Source organism: uncultured Methylovirgula sp., assembly GCF_947646745.1.
GTDB lineage: Bacteria > Pseudomonadota > Alphaproteobacteria > Rhizobiales > Beijerinckiaceae > Methylovirgula.
Genome location: NZ_CANSHK010000042.1, coordinates 1 through 17,857, shown reverse-complemented (window position 1 = coordinate 17,857; position 17,857 = coordinate 1). Strand labels below are relative to the sequence as shown.

15 protein-coding genes are annotated in these 17,857 nt (G+C 64.8%); 10 read left to right on the top strand and 5 right to left on the bottom strand.

Translation table 11 applies throughout. The features are described 5' to 3' along the window. Positions 1–51: 51 nt before the first annotated feature. From Q0025_RS12330 to Q0025_RS12315, 4 genes are all read left to right on the top strand, one after another. Positions 52–852: a ComF family protein gene (locus tag Q0025_RS12330; protein ID WP_297299528.1), complete on the top strand. Its 801-nt coding sequence runs from the start codon at positions 52–54 to the stop codon at positions 850–852. 40 nt (positions 853–892) lie between these two features. Further along, positions 893–1,168 (top strand): glutaredoxin 3, encoded by a 276-nt coding sequence (gene grxC, locus Q0025_RS12325; RefSeq protein ID WP_297299526.1) that lies wholly within the window; start codon positions 893–895, stop codon positions 1,166–1,168. Beyond that, the gene (locus Q0025_RS12320; RefSeq protein ID WP_297299524.1) at positions 1,165–1,581 is read left to right on the top strand and encodes a DUF1178 family protein; all 417 of its coding nucleotides are present in this window, start codon (positions 1,165–1,167) and stop codon (positions 1,579–1,581) included. Before grxC ends, Q0025_RS12320 begins: the two co-directional genes overlap by 4 nt. A gap of 71 nt (positions 1,582–1,652) precedes the next feature. Continuing rightward, the gene (locus Q0025_RS12315; RefSeq protein WP_297299522.1) at positions 1,653–3,632 is read left to right on the top strand and encodes a tetratricopeptide repeat-containing glycosyltransferase family protein; all 1,980 of its coding nucleotides are present in this window, start codon (positions 1,653–1,655) and stop codon (positions 3,630–3,632) included. Here Q0025_RS12315 and ubiG read toward each other — a convergent pair. Continuing rightward, positions 3,602–4,372 (bottom strand): bifunctional 2-polyprenyl-6-hydroxyphenol methylase/3-demethylubiquinol 3-O-methyltransferase UbiG, encoded by a 771-nt coding sequence (gene ubiG / locus Q0025_RS12310; protein WP_297299520.1) that lies wholly within the window; start codon positions 4,370–4,372, stop codon positions 3,602–3,604. The genes Q0025_RS12315 and ubiG overlap by 31 nt on opposite strands. Before the next feature lie 147 nt (positions 4,373–4,519). Between ubiG and Q0025_RS12305 the strand changes: the two genes are divergently transcribed. From Q0025_RS12305 to prfA, 3 genes are all read left to right on the top strand, one after another. Continuing rightward, on the top strand, positions 4,520–5,755 hold the full coding sequence (locus Q0025_RS12305) for an aspartate kinase (protein ID WP_297299518.1): 1,236 nt from the start codon (positions 4,520–4,522) through the stop codon (positions 5,753–5,755). A 267-nt stretch (positions 5,756–6,022) separates the two neighbouring features. Then, a complete protein-coding gene (gene ptsP, locus Q0025_RS12300; RefSeq protein WP_297299552.1) occupies positions 6,023–8,290 on the top strand; it encodes a phosphoenolpyruvate--protein phosphotransferase in 2,268 nt (755 codons plus the stop codon). Positions 8,291–8,336: 46 nt separating this feature from the next. Then, positions 8,337–9,407 carry a peptide chain release factor 1 gene (gene prfA, locus Q0025_RS12295; RefSeq protein ID WP_297299516.1) on the top strand — a complete coding sequence of 357 codons (1,071 nt, stop codon included), beginning with the start codon at positions 8,337–8,339 and terminating at the stop codon, positions 9,405–9,407. On the opposite strand, the gene Q0025_RS12290 is transcribed toward prfA, so the two are convergent. Next, positions 9,408–10,964: a hypothetical protein gene (locus Q0025_RS12290; protein ID WP_297299514.1), complete on the bottom strand. Its 1,557-nt coding sequence runs from the start codon at positions 10,962–10,964 to the stop codon at positions 9,408–9,410. 152 nt (positions 10,965–11,116) lie between these two features. Between Q0025_RS12290 and Q0025_RS12285 the strand changes: the two genes are divergently transcribed. Beyond that, positions 11,117–11,467, top strand: coding sequence for a DUF6460 domain-containing protein (locus Q0025_RS12285; protein ID WP_297299511.1), 351 nt, complete (start codon positions 11,117–11,119; stop codon positions 11,465–11,467). Here Q0025_RS12285 and Q0025_RS12280 read toward each other — a convergent pair whose 3' ends face one another. The 3 genes from Q0025_RS12280 to panB form a co-directional block, all read right to left on the bottom strand. Beyond that, complete coding sequence (locus Q0025_RS12280; protein ID WP_297299509.1) at positions 11,468–12,571, bottom strand: quinone-dependent dihydroorotate dehydrogenase; 1,104 nt, start codon at positions 12,569–12,571, stop codon at positions 11,468–11,470. It lies immediately after the preceding gene. A 5-nt stretch (positions 12,572–12,576) separates the two neighbouring features. Then, on the bottom strand, positions 12,577–12,921 hold the full coding sequence (locus Q0025_RS12275) for a DUF952 domain-containing protein (RefSeq protein ID WP_297299507.1): 345 nt from the start codon (positions 12,919–12,921) through the stop codon (positions 12,577–12,579). A 66-nt stretch (positions 12,922–12,987) separates the two neighbouring features. Then, positions 12,988–13,821, bottom strand: coding sequence for a 3-methyl-2-oxobutanoate hydroxymethyltransferase (gene panB / locus Q0025_RS12270; RefSeq protein ID WP_297299505.1), 834 nt, complete (start codon positions 13,819–13,821; stop codon positions 12,988–12,990). A gap of 167 nt (positions 13,822–13,988) precedes the next feature. Here panB and dnaG point away from each other — a divergent pair, with 167 nt between their 5' ends. Beyond that, positions 13,989–15,929, top strand: a complete 1,941-nt coding sequence (gene dnaG / locus Q0025_RS12265; RefSeq protein WP_297299503.1) for a DNA primase — start codon at positions 13,989–13,991, stop codon at positions 15,927–15,929. A gap of 328 nt (positions 15,930–16,257) precedes the next feature. Continuing rightward, positions 16,258–17,857, top strand: a 1,600-nt coding sequence (rpoD, locus tag Q0025_RS12260) for an RNA polymerase sigma factor RpoD (protein ID WP_297299501.1), incomplete at its 3' end; no start/stop codon positions are given.

The following is a 17,857-nucleotide window of genomic DNA, read 5'->3' as shown; positions in this document are numbered from 1 at the left end:
CCCCCTCGGCAAAATTTCTGGCGCGCTCTGGCGCCATGTTTATGCTGCGCCATGATTTGCGACGATCCCGCGCTTGCTCCGCCGCCCCTGCCTGCCGTTTGGTCGAAGACCCTGCGGCGCGGGCGCGCGCTCGCCGATGCGGTGCTCGACCTCGTCTTTCCGCCCGCTTGCCTTGCCTGCCGCAAGGCGGTGACGGCGCATGGGGCGCTGTGTCCTTCGTGCTGGCGCCGCGTCGGCTTCATCGAGAAGCCCTATTGCGAGCGGCTCGGTACGCCCTTTCCTTATGATCTCGGCGTTCCGGGCCTCTTGTCGCCCGAGGCGATGGCCAATCCGCCCGTCTATCATCGCGCGCGGGCGGTGGCGCGTTTCGAGGACGGCCCCGTCCGCGACCTCGTTCACCGGCTGAAATACGGCGACAGGCTGGAATTGGCGAAGCCGCTCGGTCTCTGGATGGCCCGCGCCGGCGCGGAGCTTTTGGCCGGTGCCGATCTGCTCGTCCCCGTGCCGTTGCATCGGCGCCGCCTCATCTGGCGCCGGTTCAATCAGGCGAATGCCCTGGCCGAGATCGTCGGCCGGGCAAGCGGCAAGACGGTCGAGCCCTTCGCGCTCGCCCGTATCAAACCGACGCTGCCGCAGGTCGGCCTCAGCCGGGCGCAACGCGCCGACAATGTGCAGGGGGCTTTTGCGGTGCCCGGATCCGCGCAGGGCGCCATCGCCGGTCGCAACGTCCTGCTGATCGACGATGTCCTCACCTCCGGCGCGACGCTCAATGCAGCGGCGCGCGCCCTGCTTCGCGGCGGGGCCGCGCGCGTCGATGTCTTGGTCTTCGCCAGGGTTGTGACAAGCGGATGAAATACCATATCTTGGGAGCGAGAAACGAGGTCCAGTAAGAATGCCGCAACCGGTTGATATTGTCGTTTACACGACGGCGACCTGCCCCTATTGCCGCCGCGCCAAGGCGCTGTTGCATGCGCGCGGCCTCGATTTCGCGGAGATCGCCGTCGATGGCGATCCGGCTGCCCGCGAAGCCATGATGCTGCGGGCCGGCGGCCGGCGAACCGTGCCGCAGATTTTCTTCGGTGAAACCCATATTGGCGGCTGTGACGATTTGCATGCGCTTGACGCCAGGGGTGAACTCGAAACGGCTTTGGCCGACGCGGCGCGATGATCAAATATGCTCTGAAATGTTCGCAAGGCCATGAATTCGATTCCTGGTTTGCGAGCGCCGCCAGCTTCGATGAACAAGTTGCGCGGGCCCAAGTCTCTTGCCCGGTCTGCGCCTCGCCGCAGGTTGCCAAAGCGATCATGGCGCCGGCGCTCGCTCACGGCGATCGTATTGAAGCGCCAAGCGCGGAAGAGCGGGCGCGAGACCGCGCCGCTCTGCGCGCGCTGCGGCATTATGTGATGGGTCTCACCGAGGATGTCGGGACGCGCTTTCCGGACGAGGCGCGAAAGATCGCCGAGGGGGCCAGCGAGGAGCGCCCGATTCGCGGTCAAGCGACGCGCGAGGAGGCCAAAGCGCTTCTCGACGAAGGCATCAGCATCCTGCCGCTGCCGCTCGTGCCGGACGATCTCAACTAAGTCCGGCGACGCCGTAAGTCTCACGCAAGCTGTGCCATAGACAGTTCCGCATTCGATAGGCGGAGTGTCCCATGCCAGAGGCTTTGAACGCGGCATTTGCGAATCGCGCCGTGGCGCCGCATTCGATCTTCGCCGCCGATCTCGATACGACCTTGCGCGATGCCGCCGAGGCTTTAAGGCAGGGCCGCAACGCCGAGGCTTTGGCCCCCTTGGCAGCGCTCGATCCACGCCAGATCGCCAGCGCCGAACGCTGCCAGCTGGTCGGTCTGATCCATGTCGGTGCCGAGGCCTGGGCGGCGGCGGTGCCCTGGTTTACGCAGGCGCGCGCGCTGCGGCCGGATTTTCTCGATGCGGTGCTGCGGCTGGCACGCGTGCTGCAGCGGGTCGGCCGCTTCGACGAAGCTGACGCCGCCTTCGCCGAAGCGGAAAAGCTCGGCCACGCCGATGCGGCGGGCTATTACAACCATGGGCTTGTGCTGCGCGCGCTTGGCCGCAACGATGCGGCGATCGCCGCCTTCGATCATGCCTTGCGTTTGCAGCCCGCCTATCCGCAGGCTTTGCGTGCCGGCGGCATCATACTTTCCGAAAGCGGCAATGCCGGCGGGGCGTTGAAATTTCTCGACGAAGCGCTCCGGCTCAAGCCCGATTATTACGAAGCGCTGCTTGACCGGGGCAATATTCTCAACGAAGTCAAACGCTACGAGGAAGCCTGCGCGGCTTATCGGACGGCGCTCGTTTATTTTCCGGGCAATCCGGAGCTTCTCAACAATCTCGGCGTCGCCTTGATCAATTTGGGCGATCTGCCCGGCGCGGTTGAAGCCTTCGACCAGGCGCTCGCTGCGCGGCCGGAGTCAGCCGAGGCCTGGTTCAATCGCGGCACGGCCTTGTTGAAAACCGCCGGTCCCGAAGCGGCGCTACAATCCATCGACCGCGCGCTGGCGCTGCGGCCGGATTATCAGGCCGCGCTCGTCGCCCGCGGCGTGGCGCTCAAGGAGCTTTGCCAATTCGAGGCGGCGGAGTCAGCCTTCGATGCCGCGATCGCGCTTGACCCCAAAAGCGCCCATGCCCGCAACAACAAGGGCGTGCTGCAATTGCTGCGCGGCAATTTCCGCGACGGCTGGGAAAACTACGAATATCGCTGGGGTTGCGGTCTCATCCCGCATAACGAATTGAAATTTCCGATCCCCGAATGGCGCGGCAACAGCCATCCGGGCGAGAAGCTGATCGTCTATGGCGGCGAAGGATTGGGCGATGCGCTGCAGTTCTGCCGCTATCTGCCTTTGCTGGCTGCGGCTGGCATTGACGTGACCTTCTTCTGCCGCAGCAAGATGCTGCGTCTGTTTCGCGGGCTGAGCCCAACGGTGCGCTGCGTCGACGACCTTGGCCCGAATGAGCGGTTCGACAGCCAGATCGCACTGTCGAGCCTGCCGCGCGCCTTTGGCAGCGACCTTGCGACGATCCCAGGGCATACGCCCTATCTCGCCGCGGAACCCGCGCTTGTGGCGAAATGGGCTGAGAGGCTCGCGAGCCGCGGCAATCCTGCCGCCTTCAAGATCGGCCTCTGCTGGCAAGGCAATCCCGATCCCAAGGTCGATCCGGCGCGGTCGATTCCGCTGGCGCATTTTGCGGCGCTGGCGGGCGTTGCGGATTTCCGCCTCATCAGCTTGCAGAAGCACGACGGCGTCGAGGCCTTGGCCGCACGGCCGGAGCTCGCCATCGAGACGCTCGACGCCGATTTCGATGCGGGCCCGGATGCCTTCATCGATACGGCTGCGGTGATGCAGAGCCTCGATCTCATCGTCACCTGCGACACGTCGATCGCGCATCTTGCCGGTGCGCTCGGGCGGCCAACGTTTGTGCTGCTCAAGGAGATCCCCGATTGGCGCTGGCTGCTCGGTCGCGACGACACGCCGTGGTATCCGACCGTGCGGTTGTTCCGCCAAACGACGCGCGGCAATTGGGATGCGGTGATGCAGCGCGTGGTCGAAGCGGCGGCGGCCGAGCGCGATGATGCCTCCGGTCAGGCCTTGCGTTCGGCGGCGATGATGTAATTCACATCCATGTCGCGGCTGAGGCGCCAAGTGGCGCTGAGCGGATGGTAGACGACGCCGGTTTCGTCGAGAATTTTGAGCCCCCCGGCGCGCAAGGCAAGGCGCAGTTCGCGCGGCGTGACGAAATGGTCCCAATCGTGCGTTCCGCGCGGCAGCCAGCGCAGAATATACTCCGCGCCGACGATCGCCATTGCATAGCTTTTCAGAGTACGATTGAGCGTCGCCGCGACCAGAACGCCGCCCGGGCGCACCATTGACGCCGCCGTTGCAACGAAGGCTTTGACATCGCGCACATGCTCGACGACTTCCATGGCAAGTACCACGTCATAGCGCCGGTTTTCCGCTGCGAGCGCTTCGGCGGTGGTCTCGAGATAGCTGATCCTGAGGCCCGATTCCTCGCCATGGCGGCGCGCAACGGCAATGTTGGTGGGCGCGGGATCGATGCCGGTCACCTCGCCGCCGAGCCGCGCTAGAGCCTCGCTCAAAATGCCGCCGCCGCAGCCGATGTCGAGAATTTCGAGGCCGTCGAGCGGTCGGTCGGGCTTCGCCGTGGGACGGCTGTCGCCGCGCGGCCGGTCGATGAGAAGCTGCTTGAGGTAATTGACGCGCACCGGGTTGAACCGGTGCAAAGGTTTCATCGGCCCTTTCAAATCCCACCAGGTCGCAGCCAGACGGTCGAAGCGCGCGACCTCGTCCGGATCGACGCTCGTCTGCGCCTGCGGCGCCACTACCCCCGACATCTTAACCCTCCTTCTGTGCGGCTTTTGCCTCGAATTGACTTGGCCGCCAAGGTCGTGGTGTAAACGCGCCGCATTGCCGCGGCGCGCAATCCAGCCGCCGAGGTCAAAGATTCCAAAGACCGAAACAAGAAAGCGCTGCCGGACCCGATGGCCCGCCTCGTGATGAAATTCGGCGGCACATCCGTCGCCGGCATTGATCGCATCCGCAATGTCGCGCGCCACGTCAAGCGCGAAGTCGCCGCTGGCCATGAGGTCGCGGTCATCGTCTCGGCCATGGCTGGCAAGACCGATGAGCTGGTCGCGCTCTGCAAGGACGCCTCCCCTCGTTACGATCCGCGCGAATATGACGCCGTCGTCGCCACCGGCGAACAGGTCAGTGCGGGCCTGCTCGCCATCGTCCTCCAGGATATGGGCATCCGAGCCCGCTCCTGGCAAGGCTGGCAGGTGCCGATTCTGACGACCGAGGCGGCCAGCGCGGCGCGGATCGCTGGCGTGAACGGCGAGCATATAATCGCGGGCTTCCTGATGAAGGAGGTCGCGGTCGTCGCTGGCTTCCAGGGTCTCAATGCCGCGACCGGCCGCGTGACAACGCTTGGACGCGGCGGTTCGGACACCAGTGCCGTGGCAGTTGCGGCCGCGATCAAGGCGGAGCGCTGCGATATATATACCGATGTCGACGGCATCTACACGACGGACCCGAGGGTGGTGCCGAAGGCGCGCCGGCTTGACCGCATCGCCTTCGAGGAAATCCTGGAGATGGCATCGCTCGGCGCCAAAGTGATGCAGGTACGCTCGGTCGAACTGGCGATGATGAAACGGGTCAAAACTTATGTACGCTCGTCCTTCGACGATCCCGACGATCCGCGACCCGGCACGTTGATTTGCGATGAGGAGGATATCGTGGAGCAGCAGGTCGTCACGGGCATCGCATTTTCGCGCAACGAGGCGCAGATCACGTTGCGCCGCGTCGCCGACCGGCCAGGCGTCGCGGCGGCGATTTTCATGCCGCTCGCCGAGGCGCATATCAATGTCGATATGATCGTCCAGGTCGCCTCAGACGATACGGTGACGACCGACATCACGTTCACGGTCGCGGCCAACGACTACGACCGCGCGAGAGCCATTCTGGAAAAGGCCCGCCCGACGATCGGCTTTGCTGCATTGCAAGGCGCCGGCGATGTGGCCAAGGTCTCGGCCATCGGCATCGGCATGCGCAGCCACGCCGGCGTTGCTGCGCTGGCCTTCAAGGCCCTATCGGAAAAAGGCATCAACATCCGCGCGATTACGACGTCAGAGATCAAATTTTCAGTATTGATTGACGCCGCCTATACCGAACTCGCCGTGCGCACATTGCACACGCTTTATGGCCTTGATCAGGTCTAAAATCTGCGCATCTTTTTCGCCGTGGATCGAATGGCGCTTGCGGTCTGATCTTTGCATTGGCTATAGGGATAGCTGTCGCGTTTCGGTGGCATCGGCCTTTGCAATGGCAGGGTTCGTCTAGAGCCCGTCCGATCGCCGCAGTGCCATCGCCGGAGAAGCGTGCGGCGGGCGTTTCTCCTGATTGGATGTCTTGATAGTCCCCCCTGCGGATGAGACTTTGTGCCGACCTATGAATCCGAGGCTCAAGGGCCGGAAAAAGACAAAGCCTTGCGCGCTGCGCCCGGCGGCCCGCGGCAATTGCTGCGGCGCCTGCGCGAAGTCATGGCGGAGCCGATCAGCCCGCAGGACCGCCTCGACAAGATCGTCATCCTCATCGCCGCGAATATGGTGGCGGAAGTCTGCTCCGTTTACGTTCTGCGCGCCGACGGCCGGCTTGAGCTTTTCGCAACCGAAGGTCTGAACCGCGAGGCGGTCCACCTCACGACGATGCGCAAGGGCGAGGGCCTCGTCGGCCTGATCGCCGAATCGGCGGAAGCGCTTGCGCTCGCCGACGCGCAGCATCATCCCTCCTTCTCGTATCGGCCGGAGACCGGCGAAGAGATCTATTCGTCGTTTCTCGGCGTGCCGATCCTGCGCGGCGGCAATACGCTCGGCGTTCTCGTCGTCCAGAACCGCGCCCGCCGCGTCTATCTCGAAGAAGAGATGGAGGCGCTGCAGACGACGGCAATGCTGCTCGCCGAAATGGTCGCGTCCGGCGAATTGCAGTCGATCGGCCTGCTCGATACGGAGATCGCGCTCAACCGGCCGGTGACGCTGAAAGGCGTGCCCATCGCCGATGGTGTCGGGCTCGGCTATGTGGTGCTGCACGAGCCGCGCGTCACGGTGAAACAACTCGTCGCCGAGGACGTGAAGGCCGAGACCGAGCGGCTTGAAACTGCGATCGGCGGGGTGCGCGAATCGATCGACAAACTGATCGAGCGCGGCGACCTCGGCCACGGCGAACATCGCGAAGTGCTCGAAGCCTTCCGCATGTTCGCCTATGACCGCGGCTGGATTCGCCGTTTGCGCGAAGCCGTCGCGACGGGTCTGACGGCCGAGGCAGCGGTCGAGCGGGTACAAAACGATGCGCGCGCGCGCCTCCAGCGTCAGACCGATCCCTATCTGCGCGAGCGCCTGCACGATCTCGACGATCTTGCCAACCGACTGCTCTATCAGCTTGCCGGGCGCGACTTCGTCACGGCGCAGGCGGAACTGCCGGATAATGCGATCATCGTCGCGCGGACGATGGGACCGGCAGCGCTGCTCGATTACGATCGTACCAAAGTGCGCGGCGTCGTGCTGGAGGATGCGGGTCTTTCGAGCCATGTCGCCATCGTCGCCCGCGCGCTTGGCGTCGCGACGGTTGGCGAGGTTTCCAACATTCTCTCTTTTGTCGAACCGGGCGATGCGGTCATCGTCGACGGCTCGACCGGCGACGTGCAGGTCCGCCCGCCGCCGGATGTCGAAAATGCCTATGCCGAAAAGGCGCGGCTGCGGGCGCGCCGGCAGGAGCAATATCACAAGCTGCGCGATGTTCCCTCCGTCACGAAAGACGGCGTGCCGTTCGAATTGCACATGAATGCCGGCTTGCTCGTCGATCTGCAGCATGCGGAGGAAACCGGCGCGGATTCGATCGGCCTATTCCGCACCGAGCTGCAATTCATGATCGTCTCGCAGTTCCCGCGCATCCAACAGCAATATGATTTCTACACCGCCGCTTTTGCGGCGGTGCCGGACAAGCCGATCACCTTCCGCACGCTCGACATCGGCTCCGATAAGGTTCTCCCCTATATGACCCAGGCGGAAGAGGAGAATCCGGCGCTTGGCTGGCGCGCCATCCGCATCTCGCTCGATCGGCCGGCGCTTCTGCGGATGCAGTTGCGGGCCTTGTTGCGGGCGGGCGCGGGGCGCGATCTGCGGGTCATGTTTCCGATGGTTGCCATCGTCGACGAATTCGCCCGCGCCAAGGAGCTGGTGCAGCGCGAAATCGCCTTCTTGAAGCGCCATGGCCATGGCGTGCCGCGTAGCTTGCAGCTCGGCGCCATGGTCGAAGTGCCGGCGCTTCTCTGGCAGCTCGACGAGATTTGCGCCGAGGCCGATTTTCTCTCCGTCGGTACGAACGATTTGATCCAATATATGTTCGCCGCCGATCGCGAGAATAAGCACGTGTCGAGCCGGTTTGATCCTTTGTCTGCGCCGCTGCTGCGCGCTTTGCGCATGATCGTCGAGACGGCGGCGCGCAACAAGACCCCCGTGACTTTGTGCGGCGAGATGGGCGGTCAGCCGTTGGAGGCTTTGGCGCTGATGGCCCTCGGCTTCCGCAGATTGTCGATGTCGCCGTCCTCGATCGGGCCGGTGAAGGCGGCCTTGCTCGCGACCGATCTTGCGGCGGTCAGCAAATTGGTTAACGGGTTGATCGATGCCAACGACGGCGCCAAATCGATCCGCGGCGCGTTGCAGACGTTCGCCAAGGACCGGCGCATTCCGGTGGCCTAGCCGCCAGAACATTGACCTCGAAGGTTCGATAAGCTCTTAAAGAGCCATGCTGCCACAAGACAAACTCGATCTCATTTTACGCCGGCATGCCGAAATTTCGGATCGCCTGGCCTCGGGGCCGGATTCCGCGACGTTTGTTGCGCTGTCGCGCGAGCTGGCCGAGCTCGACGATGTCGCGAACGCGATCCGCGCCTATCGACATGAGGGCGAGGAGATCGCCGGGATCGATTCGCTGCTCGAGGACCCGAAGCTCGACGCAGACATGCGCAGCCTGGCCGAGACCGAGCGTACCGAGGCGCGGGCGCGCCTTGCGGCGCTTGAACAAAAGCTGCGCATCGCTTTGCTGCCGAAGGACGCCGCCGACGAAAAAAGCGCCATCCTCGAAATCCGCGCCGGCACCGGCGGCGACGAGGCGGCGCTCTTTGCCGGCGATCTCTTCCGCATGTATCAGCGCTATGCCGAAGCGAAGGGCTGGCGCGTCGAGATATTGTCAGCGAGCGAAGGCGCGCTCGGCGGTTTCAAGGAGATCATCGCCGAGATCGAGGGTCGCGGCGTCTTCGCGCGGCTCAAGTTCGAATCCGGCGTGCATCGCGTGCAGCGTGTGCCGGAGACCGAGACGCAAGGCCGCGTGCATACGTCGGCGGCGACGGTCGCGGTCCTGCCCGAGGCGCAGGATGTCGATATCGAGATCAATGACGCGGATCTCAAGATCGACACGATGCGGGCACAGGGCGCCGGCGGCCAACACGTCAACAAGACGGAATCGGCGATCCGCATCACCCATTTGCCGACCAATACGATCGTCTTTGTCCAGGACGAGCGCTCGCAGCACAAGAACCGGGCGCGGGCGATGGCGCTGCTGCGGGCGCGTCTCTACGATACCCAGCGCCAGAAGCTCGATGCCGAGCGCGCGGCGGACCGGCGTTCACAGGTCGGGTCGGGCGATCGTTCCGAGCGCATCCGCACCTATAATTTTCCGCAAGGCCGCGTCACCGACCACCGGATCAACCTGACCCTTTACAAGCTCGACAAGGTGATCGCCGGCGAGGCGCTCGATGAGATCATCGACGCGCTGATCACCGAACATCAGGCGACCCTGCTCGCGAGCGAAAAATAATCAGTCGGGCCCGACGAGGTGACCGGGCGCCGGCAGGGCAGGCTGGCTCGGCAGCGCCGGGCGGCCGTGCAGAAGGCTCGCAAAAAAACCAGCGAAGGTCGCATCGAGCGCGGCGAAAATGGCATTGCCCGCAAGGGCCGGGATTGGCCAGCCTGGCCGGTGCGTAAAGAAGAAGTGCGCCATGAGCGCGATGGCGACGGCGAGCCCGGCGCCGGCATCGAAGGCGGTCGCGCGCTTCACCAGGGTCAGCAGCAGAACCGGCGCGATCAGGCTCGCCGAGAACATCGCCGCAAGCAAAATGAGCGTGCGCGGGTCGGTGCGGTGATGGGTGAAGAAGACGCTGCAAAGAACGATGAGCAGGATCGTCAAGGCCCGCGCGATAGCGAGCCGGCGGCTCACCGGTCCGAAGCGGCGCCGCGCCGGATGATAGATGTCATGGCCGAGGCTTGTCGCGAAGGATTGGATCCCGGCCGCCGCCACGGCGATGCCGAGCGTCATCGCAAAGACCGATGCGAGACCGCTCAAGACCGGGCCGAGATGCAGCAAGGCCGGTAGATCTTCGATGAGATAGGCGGCGCTCGCACCCGGCGGGACGCCCGCCGCATGCGATGCGCGGGCGAGCGTCAGCACCGACAAAATCGCCAGCACACCGATGAAGAAAACCGCGAGCGGGCCGGCGCGCAGGGCGGTGATGCGGCCGTCGCTTGCGACCGAAGGTCCGAAAAGCGGGCCCAGCACCGCAAGCCCAAGCCCCAGCGCGATGGCGACGGCCGGATTGAAGGCGGGCATCGTCTCCGCTTCGGCAATTTGCGGCAAATGGCCGAGGCCGCTCGTCCAAAGCGGCGATTCATGGAAAATGTGGAGGATAGCCGGCAGGCCCAGCGCGGCGAGGCTGACGATCGTCCCGCCGACGGCGAGCCAGATGACACCGGAGAGGCCGCCCGGCACGATCAGAAGGACGAGCAGAACGCCGACGGCGACTATGCCGAGGCTGCGGCTGGCGCCCGTCGTGGCGATGAAGGCGCGCAGCGCCATGTCATAGCCGGCAAGCGCAATGAAAACCGCACAGCCCGCGGCGATCATGGCAATCGCGCAGCGCACGAGCGGCTGCGGAAAACGGATGCCGACCAGATCGGCGATCGAAAAGGCGGCGCTACGGCGCAGATAAGGACCGGTCACGCAGAGCGCCGCGGCAAGACCGAGAATGAATCCGACCGCAAGCGAGGCAAAGCCGACGCCGGGAAGCAGCGGCGGCAAAAAGGGCAGGAACAATCCTGCCGCGAGAGCGGCGTAGGCCATTGCCGCATAGGCTGGCGGCAGATTGCGGCCGCCGGCATAAAATTCAGCCGGCCGCATGGTCCGCAGCCGGACGGCGATGACAATGAGGCCGGCGAAAATCAGGGCCCAGACGCAAAAGCGCAGCGCCGTGTCGGGCAAGCCGACGCGTGCCAAAACGGCGATCAGCCCCAGCCCGACAAAAAAAGCCGCGAGCGCGAAGCTGAAGCCGGCGTCGATTGAGGCGCGCGCCAGATAGGCGTCCGAATCGTCCTTCTGCATTCTCGAAACCTGCGACGAAGCGAGCATCCATCATAATGGCATCGCAATCCTTGGGAAACCTGTGCAGGGTTTCCGGCGCGGCGTGCGAACGCGCACGTGGTGCCGCGCGGGGCATGCCCATATCGCGTTTGCAATCAGCCAGCGAGGCTCACATGGTCGAGGATATCAACCCGGCGCCACCTCCGGCCCCCAGCGCTTGGGCACCCGCGCAAGGCGCTCCGTCCCGGAAGCCGCGCCCGGATACGCCGCTGACCCGCTTTCTCGGCGGTTCGCCGGTCGGCGTGTTTTTCAGGTTGTTCTTCCTATCGTTGGTTGTCGGCGCGCTGCTGATGTGGCTCGACATCCGGCCCTATGATGTCATCGATGCGGTCGTGCGCTTCGCGCACCGGATCTGGGCCCTTGGCTTTGATGCTATCCGCGAGCTCGGCGATTATCTGCTGGCGGGCGCGATCATCGTCGTGCCGATCTGGTTCGTCTCGCGGCTTCTCTCGGCGCGCCGGTAATCAGATGGCGGAATGAAGCTCGGCGGCGGACATCCTGCCTGCCGCCCAGTCCTCGGCGCGGCGGCCGCGCACCGCATCAAGGCTGTCGAGGTTGGCTTGCGACAGGCGCTGCAGCAGCCCTTTTTTGATATGGGGGACAAGCCCCGCGCCCCTGAAGACGAGCGCCGAATAGAGCTCGACCAGATCGGCGCCGGCTTCGATCTTGGCCAAGGCGGTCGCAGTATTTTCCACGCCGCCAATGCCGATCAGCGGAAATTGGCCTTCGACGCGCAGATAGGCCTGCGCCAACAGCCAGGTCGAAAGGTGAAACAGCGGCCGGCCGGAAAGGCCGCCATGCTGTTTGGCAATCTCGTGATCGGCAAGCTCTTCCGGCCGGGCGAGCGTGGTGTTGGAGACGGCAAGCCCGTCGATGCGATAGGTTCGGCAAACGCGGACGATGCCATCGAGCTCGTCGAGCGTCAGATCCGGCGCGATCTTGACGACCACCGGGACATGACGCGCGGCGGCGGCGCGCGCGGCAAGCACGTTCGGCAGAAGGTCGCTGAGCGCCTGCTGGCGTTGCAGATCGCGCAGGCCGGGAGTGTTCGGCGACGAAATGTTGATGACGAAAAAGTCCGCCACATCGGCGAAGGTTTTGACGCCCTCGACATAGTCGGCGATGCGATCCTGCGAATCCTTATTGGCGCCGAGATTGACCGCGACGAGGCCGGGCCTGCGCGCCCGTGCCAGGAGCCGCCGATGCACGAAGGCATGGCCGCGGCTGTTGAACCCGAGCCGGTTGATGATGCCGCGGTCCTGCGGCAGGCGGAAGAGCCGCGGCCGCGCGTTGCCGGGCTGCGGATGCGGCGTCACCGTGCCGACTTCGATAAAGCCGAACCCGAGCCGCAGGACCGCATCGACCGCTTCGCCATTCTTGTCGAACCCCGCCGCCAGCCCGAGCGGATTGGGAAAATCGAGCCCGAAAGCCTGCACCCGAAGGCGCCGATCGTCGGCGGCCGGCGACGGCAAGGGTAGGGCCGACAACGCCCGCAGCGTCATCCGGTGCGCCGTCTCCGGCGGCAGCCGCAAGGCGAGCGAATGGGCCCTTGAGGTGAGAAAATTCATGGGGCTCACGGGAAGCTGTCGTCAAACTGGTGCAGCCCGTCGGTGCCGAGCGGCAGCGGTTTGACCGATATCACCGCCTCAAGGCAGAGCGGCGCATAAAGATGCGGAAACAAGGCGCCGCCGCGCGAGGGCTCATAACGCAGAGCGGCGCCCAAGCGCTGCGGATCGACGCCGACGAGCAGCAGCCCGTCTTCCCCGGTGAAATGGCGCGCCGCCGTGCCGCGCACTTGCGCCGTGGTCGAAAGATGGATGAAGCCGTCGGAGAGATCGACCGGTGAACCCGCGAACGTGCCGACCAGTTCGGCCTGATGCCAGAGCTGTGCCGGTACGATCTTGTAAATGAGTTCCATCCGCTCCATGCGCCTCAGACGCTGAACCCTAAAGGCTTCGCGCGTTCTTGCGGCCGGCGCAAGGGCCTATCCATCGCTGCTCTCGAAGGCGAGCCGCGCGTCCTTCGGCATGGCAAAGCTGTTGGCGGCGGTCGGAAAAGCGTGGCTGCGCACGTCACGGACATAGTCCGACACGGCCGTCTCGATGAGCGGGGCGAGATCGGCATAGCGGCGATTGTGGCGGAAGCGCGTGCCTGTCAGACCGAGCAGGTCGGTGACGACCAGAACCTGGCCGTCGGTAAAGCGGCCGGCGCCGATGCCGATCGTCGGCGCGGCGATCGCCCGCGCCAGGCGCGCGGCGACTTCCTCCGGGATCAGTTCGAGGACCAGCATGGCGATGCCGGCTTTGTCGAGCGCCACGGCGTCGTTCAGCAATCGCGCCGCCTCCTCGGCCGTCCGGCCGCGCAATCTTTTGTCGGTATGGGTCTGCGGCTCGAGGCCGAGATGGCCGCAGACCGCAATGCCGGCGGCGGCGAGGGCGGCGGCGATGTCCGGCCGTGCGCCTTCGAATTTCACCATGTCGGCGCCTGCCGCACGCAACACCTGCGCATTGGCGACGGCGGCGTCCGTCGTTTCGTAGGTGCGGTAGGGCAGGTCGGCGAGGATCGGCGTCTGCGGCGCGCCGCGGCGCACGGCGCGGACATGATGGACGATATCCTCGAGCCGCACTTCCTGCTCGCTCGCATAGCCGAGAAGATTGGTGCCGACGCTGTCGCCGACCAGGATCAGATCGACGCCGGCAGTCGCCTCGGCCTTGGCGGTGGGAAAATCATAGGCGGTGAGCACGGCGATCGGCCGGCCCTGGCGCTTCATGTCGAGAAAATGCGCCTTGGTGTCCATGCCGCCCGTGACATTCGCCATGAAATTCGCCTGCGCTCGCAAGAATCTGCACCCCGTGTGCCGCGTGTCCGCCGATACGGTCCGGCGATATAGCCGCCGCCTGCCGGTGGTGTGTATAGCGTGGATTGCATGCCTGTCCCCGCACTATCTTCTATGTATAGTGTGGCGAACAGAGTCAGAAGACGCTGATGCGGTTCCCTGCCTCCTTCCTCGACGATTTGAAGGCCCGTCTGCCGGTCTCGGAGGTCGTGCGCCGGCGTGTCAAGCTGGCCAAGGCCGGGCGCGAGTGGCGCGGCCTCTCGCCATTCAACGCCGAACGCACCCCGTCCTTCTACGTCAATGACCAGAAAATGGCCTGGTTCGACCTTTCGGCGGGCAAGAACGGCAATATTTTCGATTTCCTGATGGAGACCGAGGGGCTGAGTTTCCCCGAGGCGGTCGAGCGCCTGGCGCAGGAAGCGGGCCTGCCCTTGCCGCGCGCGACGCCGCAAGCCGAAGCGCAAGAGAAGCAGCGCGCGAGCCTCCATGACGTACTCGAAGCCGCGACGCAGTTCTTCATCGCAGAGCTCTCCGGCCGTGCCGGCACGCCGGCGCGCGATTATCTCGCCCGCCGCGGCCTGAGCCCGGCGGTGCAAAACGAATTCCGCCTCGGCTATGCGCCGCCGGACAAATTCGCGCTGCGCGATCATCTCGCCGCCAAGGGCATCGCCGCCGAGGCGATGATCGAGGCGGGGCTGCTGGTGCATGGCGAGGAGATCGCCGTGCCTTATGACCGGTTCCGTGACCGGGTGATGTTTCCGATCGCCGACCGCAACGGCCGTGTCATCGCCTTCGGCGGCCGCGCGCTCGGCAAGGACGTGCAGGCGAAATATTTCAATTCGCCGGAGACGGTGCTCTTTCACAAAGGGGCGGTGCTCTACAATCATCACCGGGCCCGCAAGGCCGCGCATGAGAAGGGCGACGTCATTGCCGTCGAGGGCTATGTCGATGTCATCGCCATGACGGCGGCGGGCTTTCCGCATTGCGTGGCGCCGCTCGGCACGGCGCTCACCGCCGACCAGTGCGAATTGCTCTGGAAAATGGCCGAGGAGCCGATCCTCTGCTTCGATGGCGACCGCGCGGGGCGCAAGGCCGCCTTCCGCGCCGTCGATCTGGCGCTGCCCTTGATCGGCGCCGGCCGTTCGCTGCGCTTTGCTTTGCTGCCCGAGGGCCAGGACCCGGACGATCTGGCGCGCAGCGGCGGCCCCGCGGCGATTGCCGGCGTGATCGAAGCCGCCCTCCCGCTTGTCGATCTCATCTGGCAGCGCGAGACCGTGGCTGACGTTCTGACGACGCCGGAGCGCCGCGCCGCGCTGGAGCGCCGGCTCTTGGCGCTTTGCGGCGAAATCCGCGACGAGACGCTGCGCCGGCATTATCAGGCGGCGTTCCGTGAGCGGCTCACGGCCCTGTTCAACCCGGCGCGCGCGCGCAGCGACAACGGATTTTCGGGGCGCCGCGGACCGTTCCGCCCGGAGCGGCCGGGTTTTCGCCGCGGCCGCTTCGGTGCGGAGGAACCGCAGAGCTATGCGAGCCTGCCGCTCGCCGTCGGCGCCGGCCTCGCCCGCTCGCCCATTCTGCGGCCGCAGGCGCCGGATCTTTCGGCGCGTGAATCATTGATTCTCTTGATCCTGCTCAATCACCCCGTGCTGCTCGACCCTTACGGCGAGGCTTTTGCCGAGCTTGACCTCGGCAGCACCGAGGCGGCCTCATTGCGCAACAGGATGCTTGATCTTTGGGCGCATGGCCATTCGACAGCCGACGCTCTGCGCTCCAGCCTCGCGGCCGGCGGCTTTGCCGCGCTGTTGCGCCGGCTCGACACCAGCGCCCATGCGGCGCTCTGGATTGTCTCGCCCGACGCGGCGGATGCCGACGCCGAAGAAGCTTTGAAGCAAGCCTTGGCCTTGCATCGTAAAATGCGGGCGCTACATAGCGAATTGCATTCGGCCGAGACCGCCTTGGCGCAAGACGCGAGCGAGGTCAATTTGGCCCGATTGCTAGATATTCGCGAGCAATTATCGGCGCTTACGGGAACCGAAGCAATGCTTGAGGGCTTTGGCGCGGCCTCCGGCCGGCAAGGCGGGATGGCATAGCGAACTGCGTGCGGGGCAATCTAAGGTCTTAACTTGAAGGGATTTTCCCCTAAGGCTACAGGTAGAGTTCGATCGTGCCGTCCGGCACGGAATTCGTAAGCGATTTTGAGTTGCCCGCGCGCAACGAGATTTTAAGTCCTATCGGCCATCGCAATTGAGCGCGTGGTGCGATGGGACCGGTTCCGATTTTGCGTCGAAAGGCCCAAGGGCGGGCAGGGAATAACCGGGAGCTTGCTCCCGCGGCAATGACAAGGGGCGGTGCGCCGCCCGGCGCCGGGACGTGGGCGCTTTCGGCACGGCGGCTTCCCGCCGAGTGAAAGAGGATTCGATGGCCAAGAAAGACAACGAAAAGACCGAAGCCGAAGGCACCACCGCCGTCGAAACCACCGACAGCCCGCTGCTCGATATGTCGGATGCCGCGGTCAAGCGGATGATCAAGCTCGCCAAGAAGCGCGGCTTTGTCACCTATCGCGAATTGAACGCGGTCCTGCCCTCGGAGGAAGTCAATTCCGAGCAGATCGAGGACATTCTGGCGATGCTCAATGAAATGGGCATCAATGTCATCGAGAGCGAGGAAGCCGAAGAGGCGGACGCCGAAGAGGAAGAAGAAGAGGTCGAGGGCGGCGAACTCGTCGAGATCACCCAGTCGAAGGCGCTGACGACCAAATCTTCCGAGCCTGCCGACCGCACCGACGATCCGGTGCGCATGTATTTGCGCGAGATGGGCTCGGTCGAACTGCTGTCGCGCGAGGGCGAGATCGCGATCGCCAAGCGCATCGAGGCCGGCCGCGAGGCGATGATTGCGGGCCTCTGCGAAAGCCCGCTCACCTTCCAGGCGATCATCATCTGGCGCGACGAGCTCAACGAAGGCAAGGTTCTGCTGCGCGACATCATCGACCTCGAGGCGACCTATGCCGGCCCCGACGGCAAGAACACGCCGAAGATCGACATGACCGCGCCGGGCGCCGCCGAGGCCTTGGCCGCCCAGCGCGCCCCCGCCACCGCGCCGATCAATCCGCCGGCGGGCCTTCGCCCGGCCGGCGACGACGAGGCCGAGCCGCCGATTCCGGAAGAGAGCTTCGACGAAGAAGACGATATGGAAAATTCCGTATCGCTCTCCGCCATGGAGGCCGAACTCAAGCCGAAAGTGCTCGAGACCTTCGACCGCATCGCCGACGCCTACAAGAAGCTCAACAAGCTGCAGGTGCAGAATGTCGAGAGCAAGCTCAAGAACGAGACGCTGACTCCGGCGCAGGAGCGCCGCTACAAGGCGCTAAAGAAAGAAATCGTCGTCGACGTCAAATCCCTGTCGCTCAACCAGAACCGCATCGACGTGCTGGTCGAGCAGCTCTACGACATCAACAAGAAGCTCATCGGCCTCGAGACGAAGCTGCTGCGCCTCGCCGAGGAATCCGGCGTCGGGCGCGAGGACTTCCTCAAGAATTATCATAATTCCGAGCTCGACCCGAAATGGCTCTTGCGCATTTCCAAGCTCGGCGGCCGCGGCTGGAAGGATTTCGTCAATCACCGCAAGGACCATATCCGCGAGATCCGCACCGACATTCACGACCTGACCAAGGAGACCGGCGTCGAGACGGCGGAATTCCGCAAGATCGTCCACGTCGTGCAGAAGGGCGAGCGCGAAGCGCGCCAGGCGAAGAAGGAAATGGTCGAGGCGAACCTGCGCCTCGTCATCTCGATCGCCAAGAAATATACGAACCGCGGCCTGCAATTCCTCGACCTGATCCAGGAAGGCAATATCGGCCTGATGAAGGCGGTCGATAAGTTCGAATACCGCCGCGGCTACAAGTTCTCGACCTATGCGACCTGGTGGATCCGCCAGGCGATCACCCGCTCGATTGCCGACCAGGCGCGCACCATCCGCATTCCGGTGCACATGATCGAGACGATCAACAAGATCGTGCGCA

Excerpts from the sequence above, each read along its gene's own strand:
- Q0025_RS12280 (WP_297299509.1), bottom strand. The coding sequence starts at position 12,571 with ATGAATTTTCTCACCTCAAGGGCCCATTCGCTCGCCTTGCGGCTGCCG.
- ubiG (WP_297299520.1), bottom strand. The coding sequence starts at position 4,372 with ATGTCGGGGGTAGTGGCGCCGCAGGCGCAGACGAGCGTCGATCCGGAC.
- prfA (WP_297299516.1), top strand. The coding sequence starts at position 8,337 with ATGCTGCCACAAGACAAACTCGATCTCATTTTACGCCGGCATGCCGAA.
- panB (WP_297299505.1), bottom strand. The coding sequence starts at position 13,821 with ATGGCGAATGTCACGGGCGGCATGGACACCAAGGCGCATTTTCTCGAC.
- dnaG (WP_297299503.1), top strand. The coding sequence starts at position 13,989 with ATGCGGTTCCCTGCCTCCTTCCTCGACGATTTGAAGGCCCGTCTGCCG.
- Q0025_RS12285 (WP_297299511.1), top strand. The coding sequence starts at position 11,117 with ATGGTCGAGGATATCAACCCGGCGCCACCTCCGGCCCCCAGCGCTTGG.
- Q0025_RS12320 (WP_297299524.1), top strand. The coding sequence starts at position 1,165 with ATGATCAAATATGCTCTGAAATGTTCGCAAGGCCATGAATTCGATTCC.
- Q0025_RS12275 (WP_297299507.1), bottom strand. The coding sequence starts at position 12,921 with ATGGAACTCATTTACAAGATCGTACCGGCACAGCTCTGGCATCAGGCC.
- Q0025_RS12330 (WP_297299528.1), top strand. The coding sequence starts at position 52 with ATGATTTGCGACGATCCCGCGCTTGCTCCGCCGCCCCTGCCTGCCGTT.
- grxC (WP_297299526.1), top strand. The coding sequence starts at position 893 with ATGCCGCAACCGGTTGATATTGTCGTTTACACGACGGCGACCTGCCCC.
- Q0025_RS12315 (WP_297299522.1), top strand. The coding sequence starts at position 1,653 with ATGCCAGAGGCTTTGAACGCGGCATTTGCGAATCGCGCCGTGGCGCCG.
- Q0025_RS12290 (WP_297299514.1), bottom strand. The coding sequence starts at position 10,964 with ATGCAGAAGGACGATTCGGACGCCTATCTGGCGCGCGCCTCAATCGAC.
- Q0025_RS12305 (WP_297299518.1), top strand. The coding sequence starts at position 4,520 with ATGGCCCGCCTCGTGATGAAATTCGGCGGCACATCCGTCGCCGGCATT.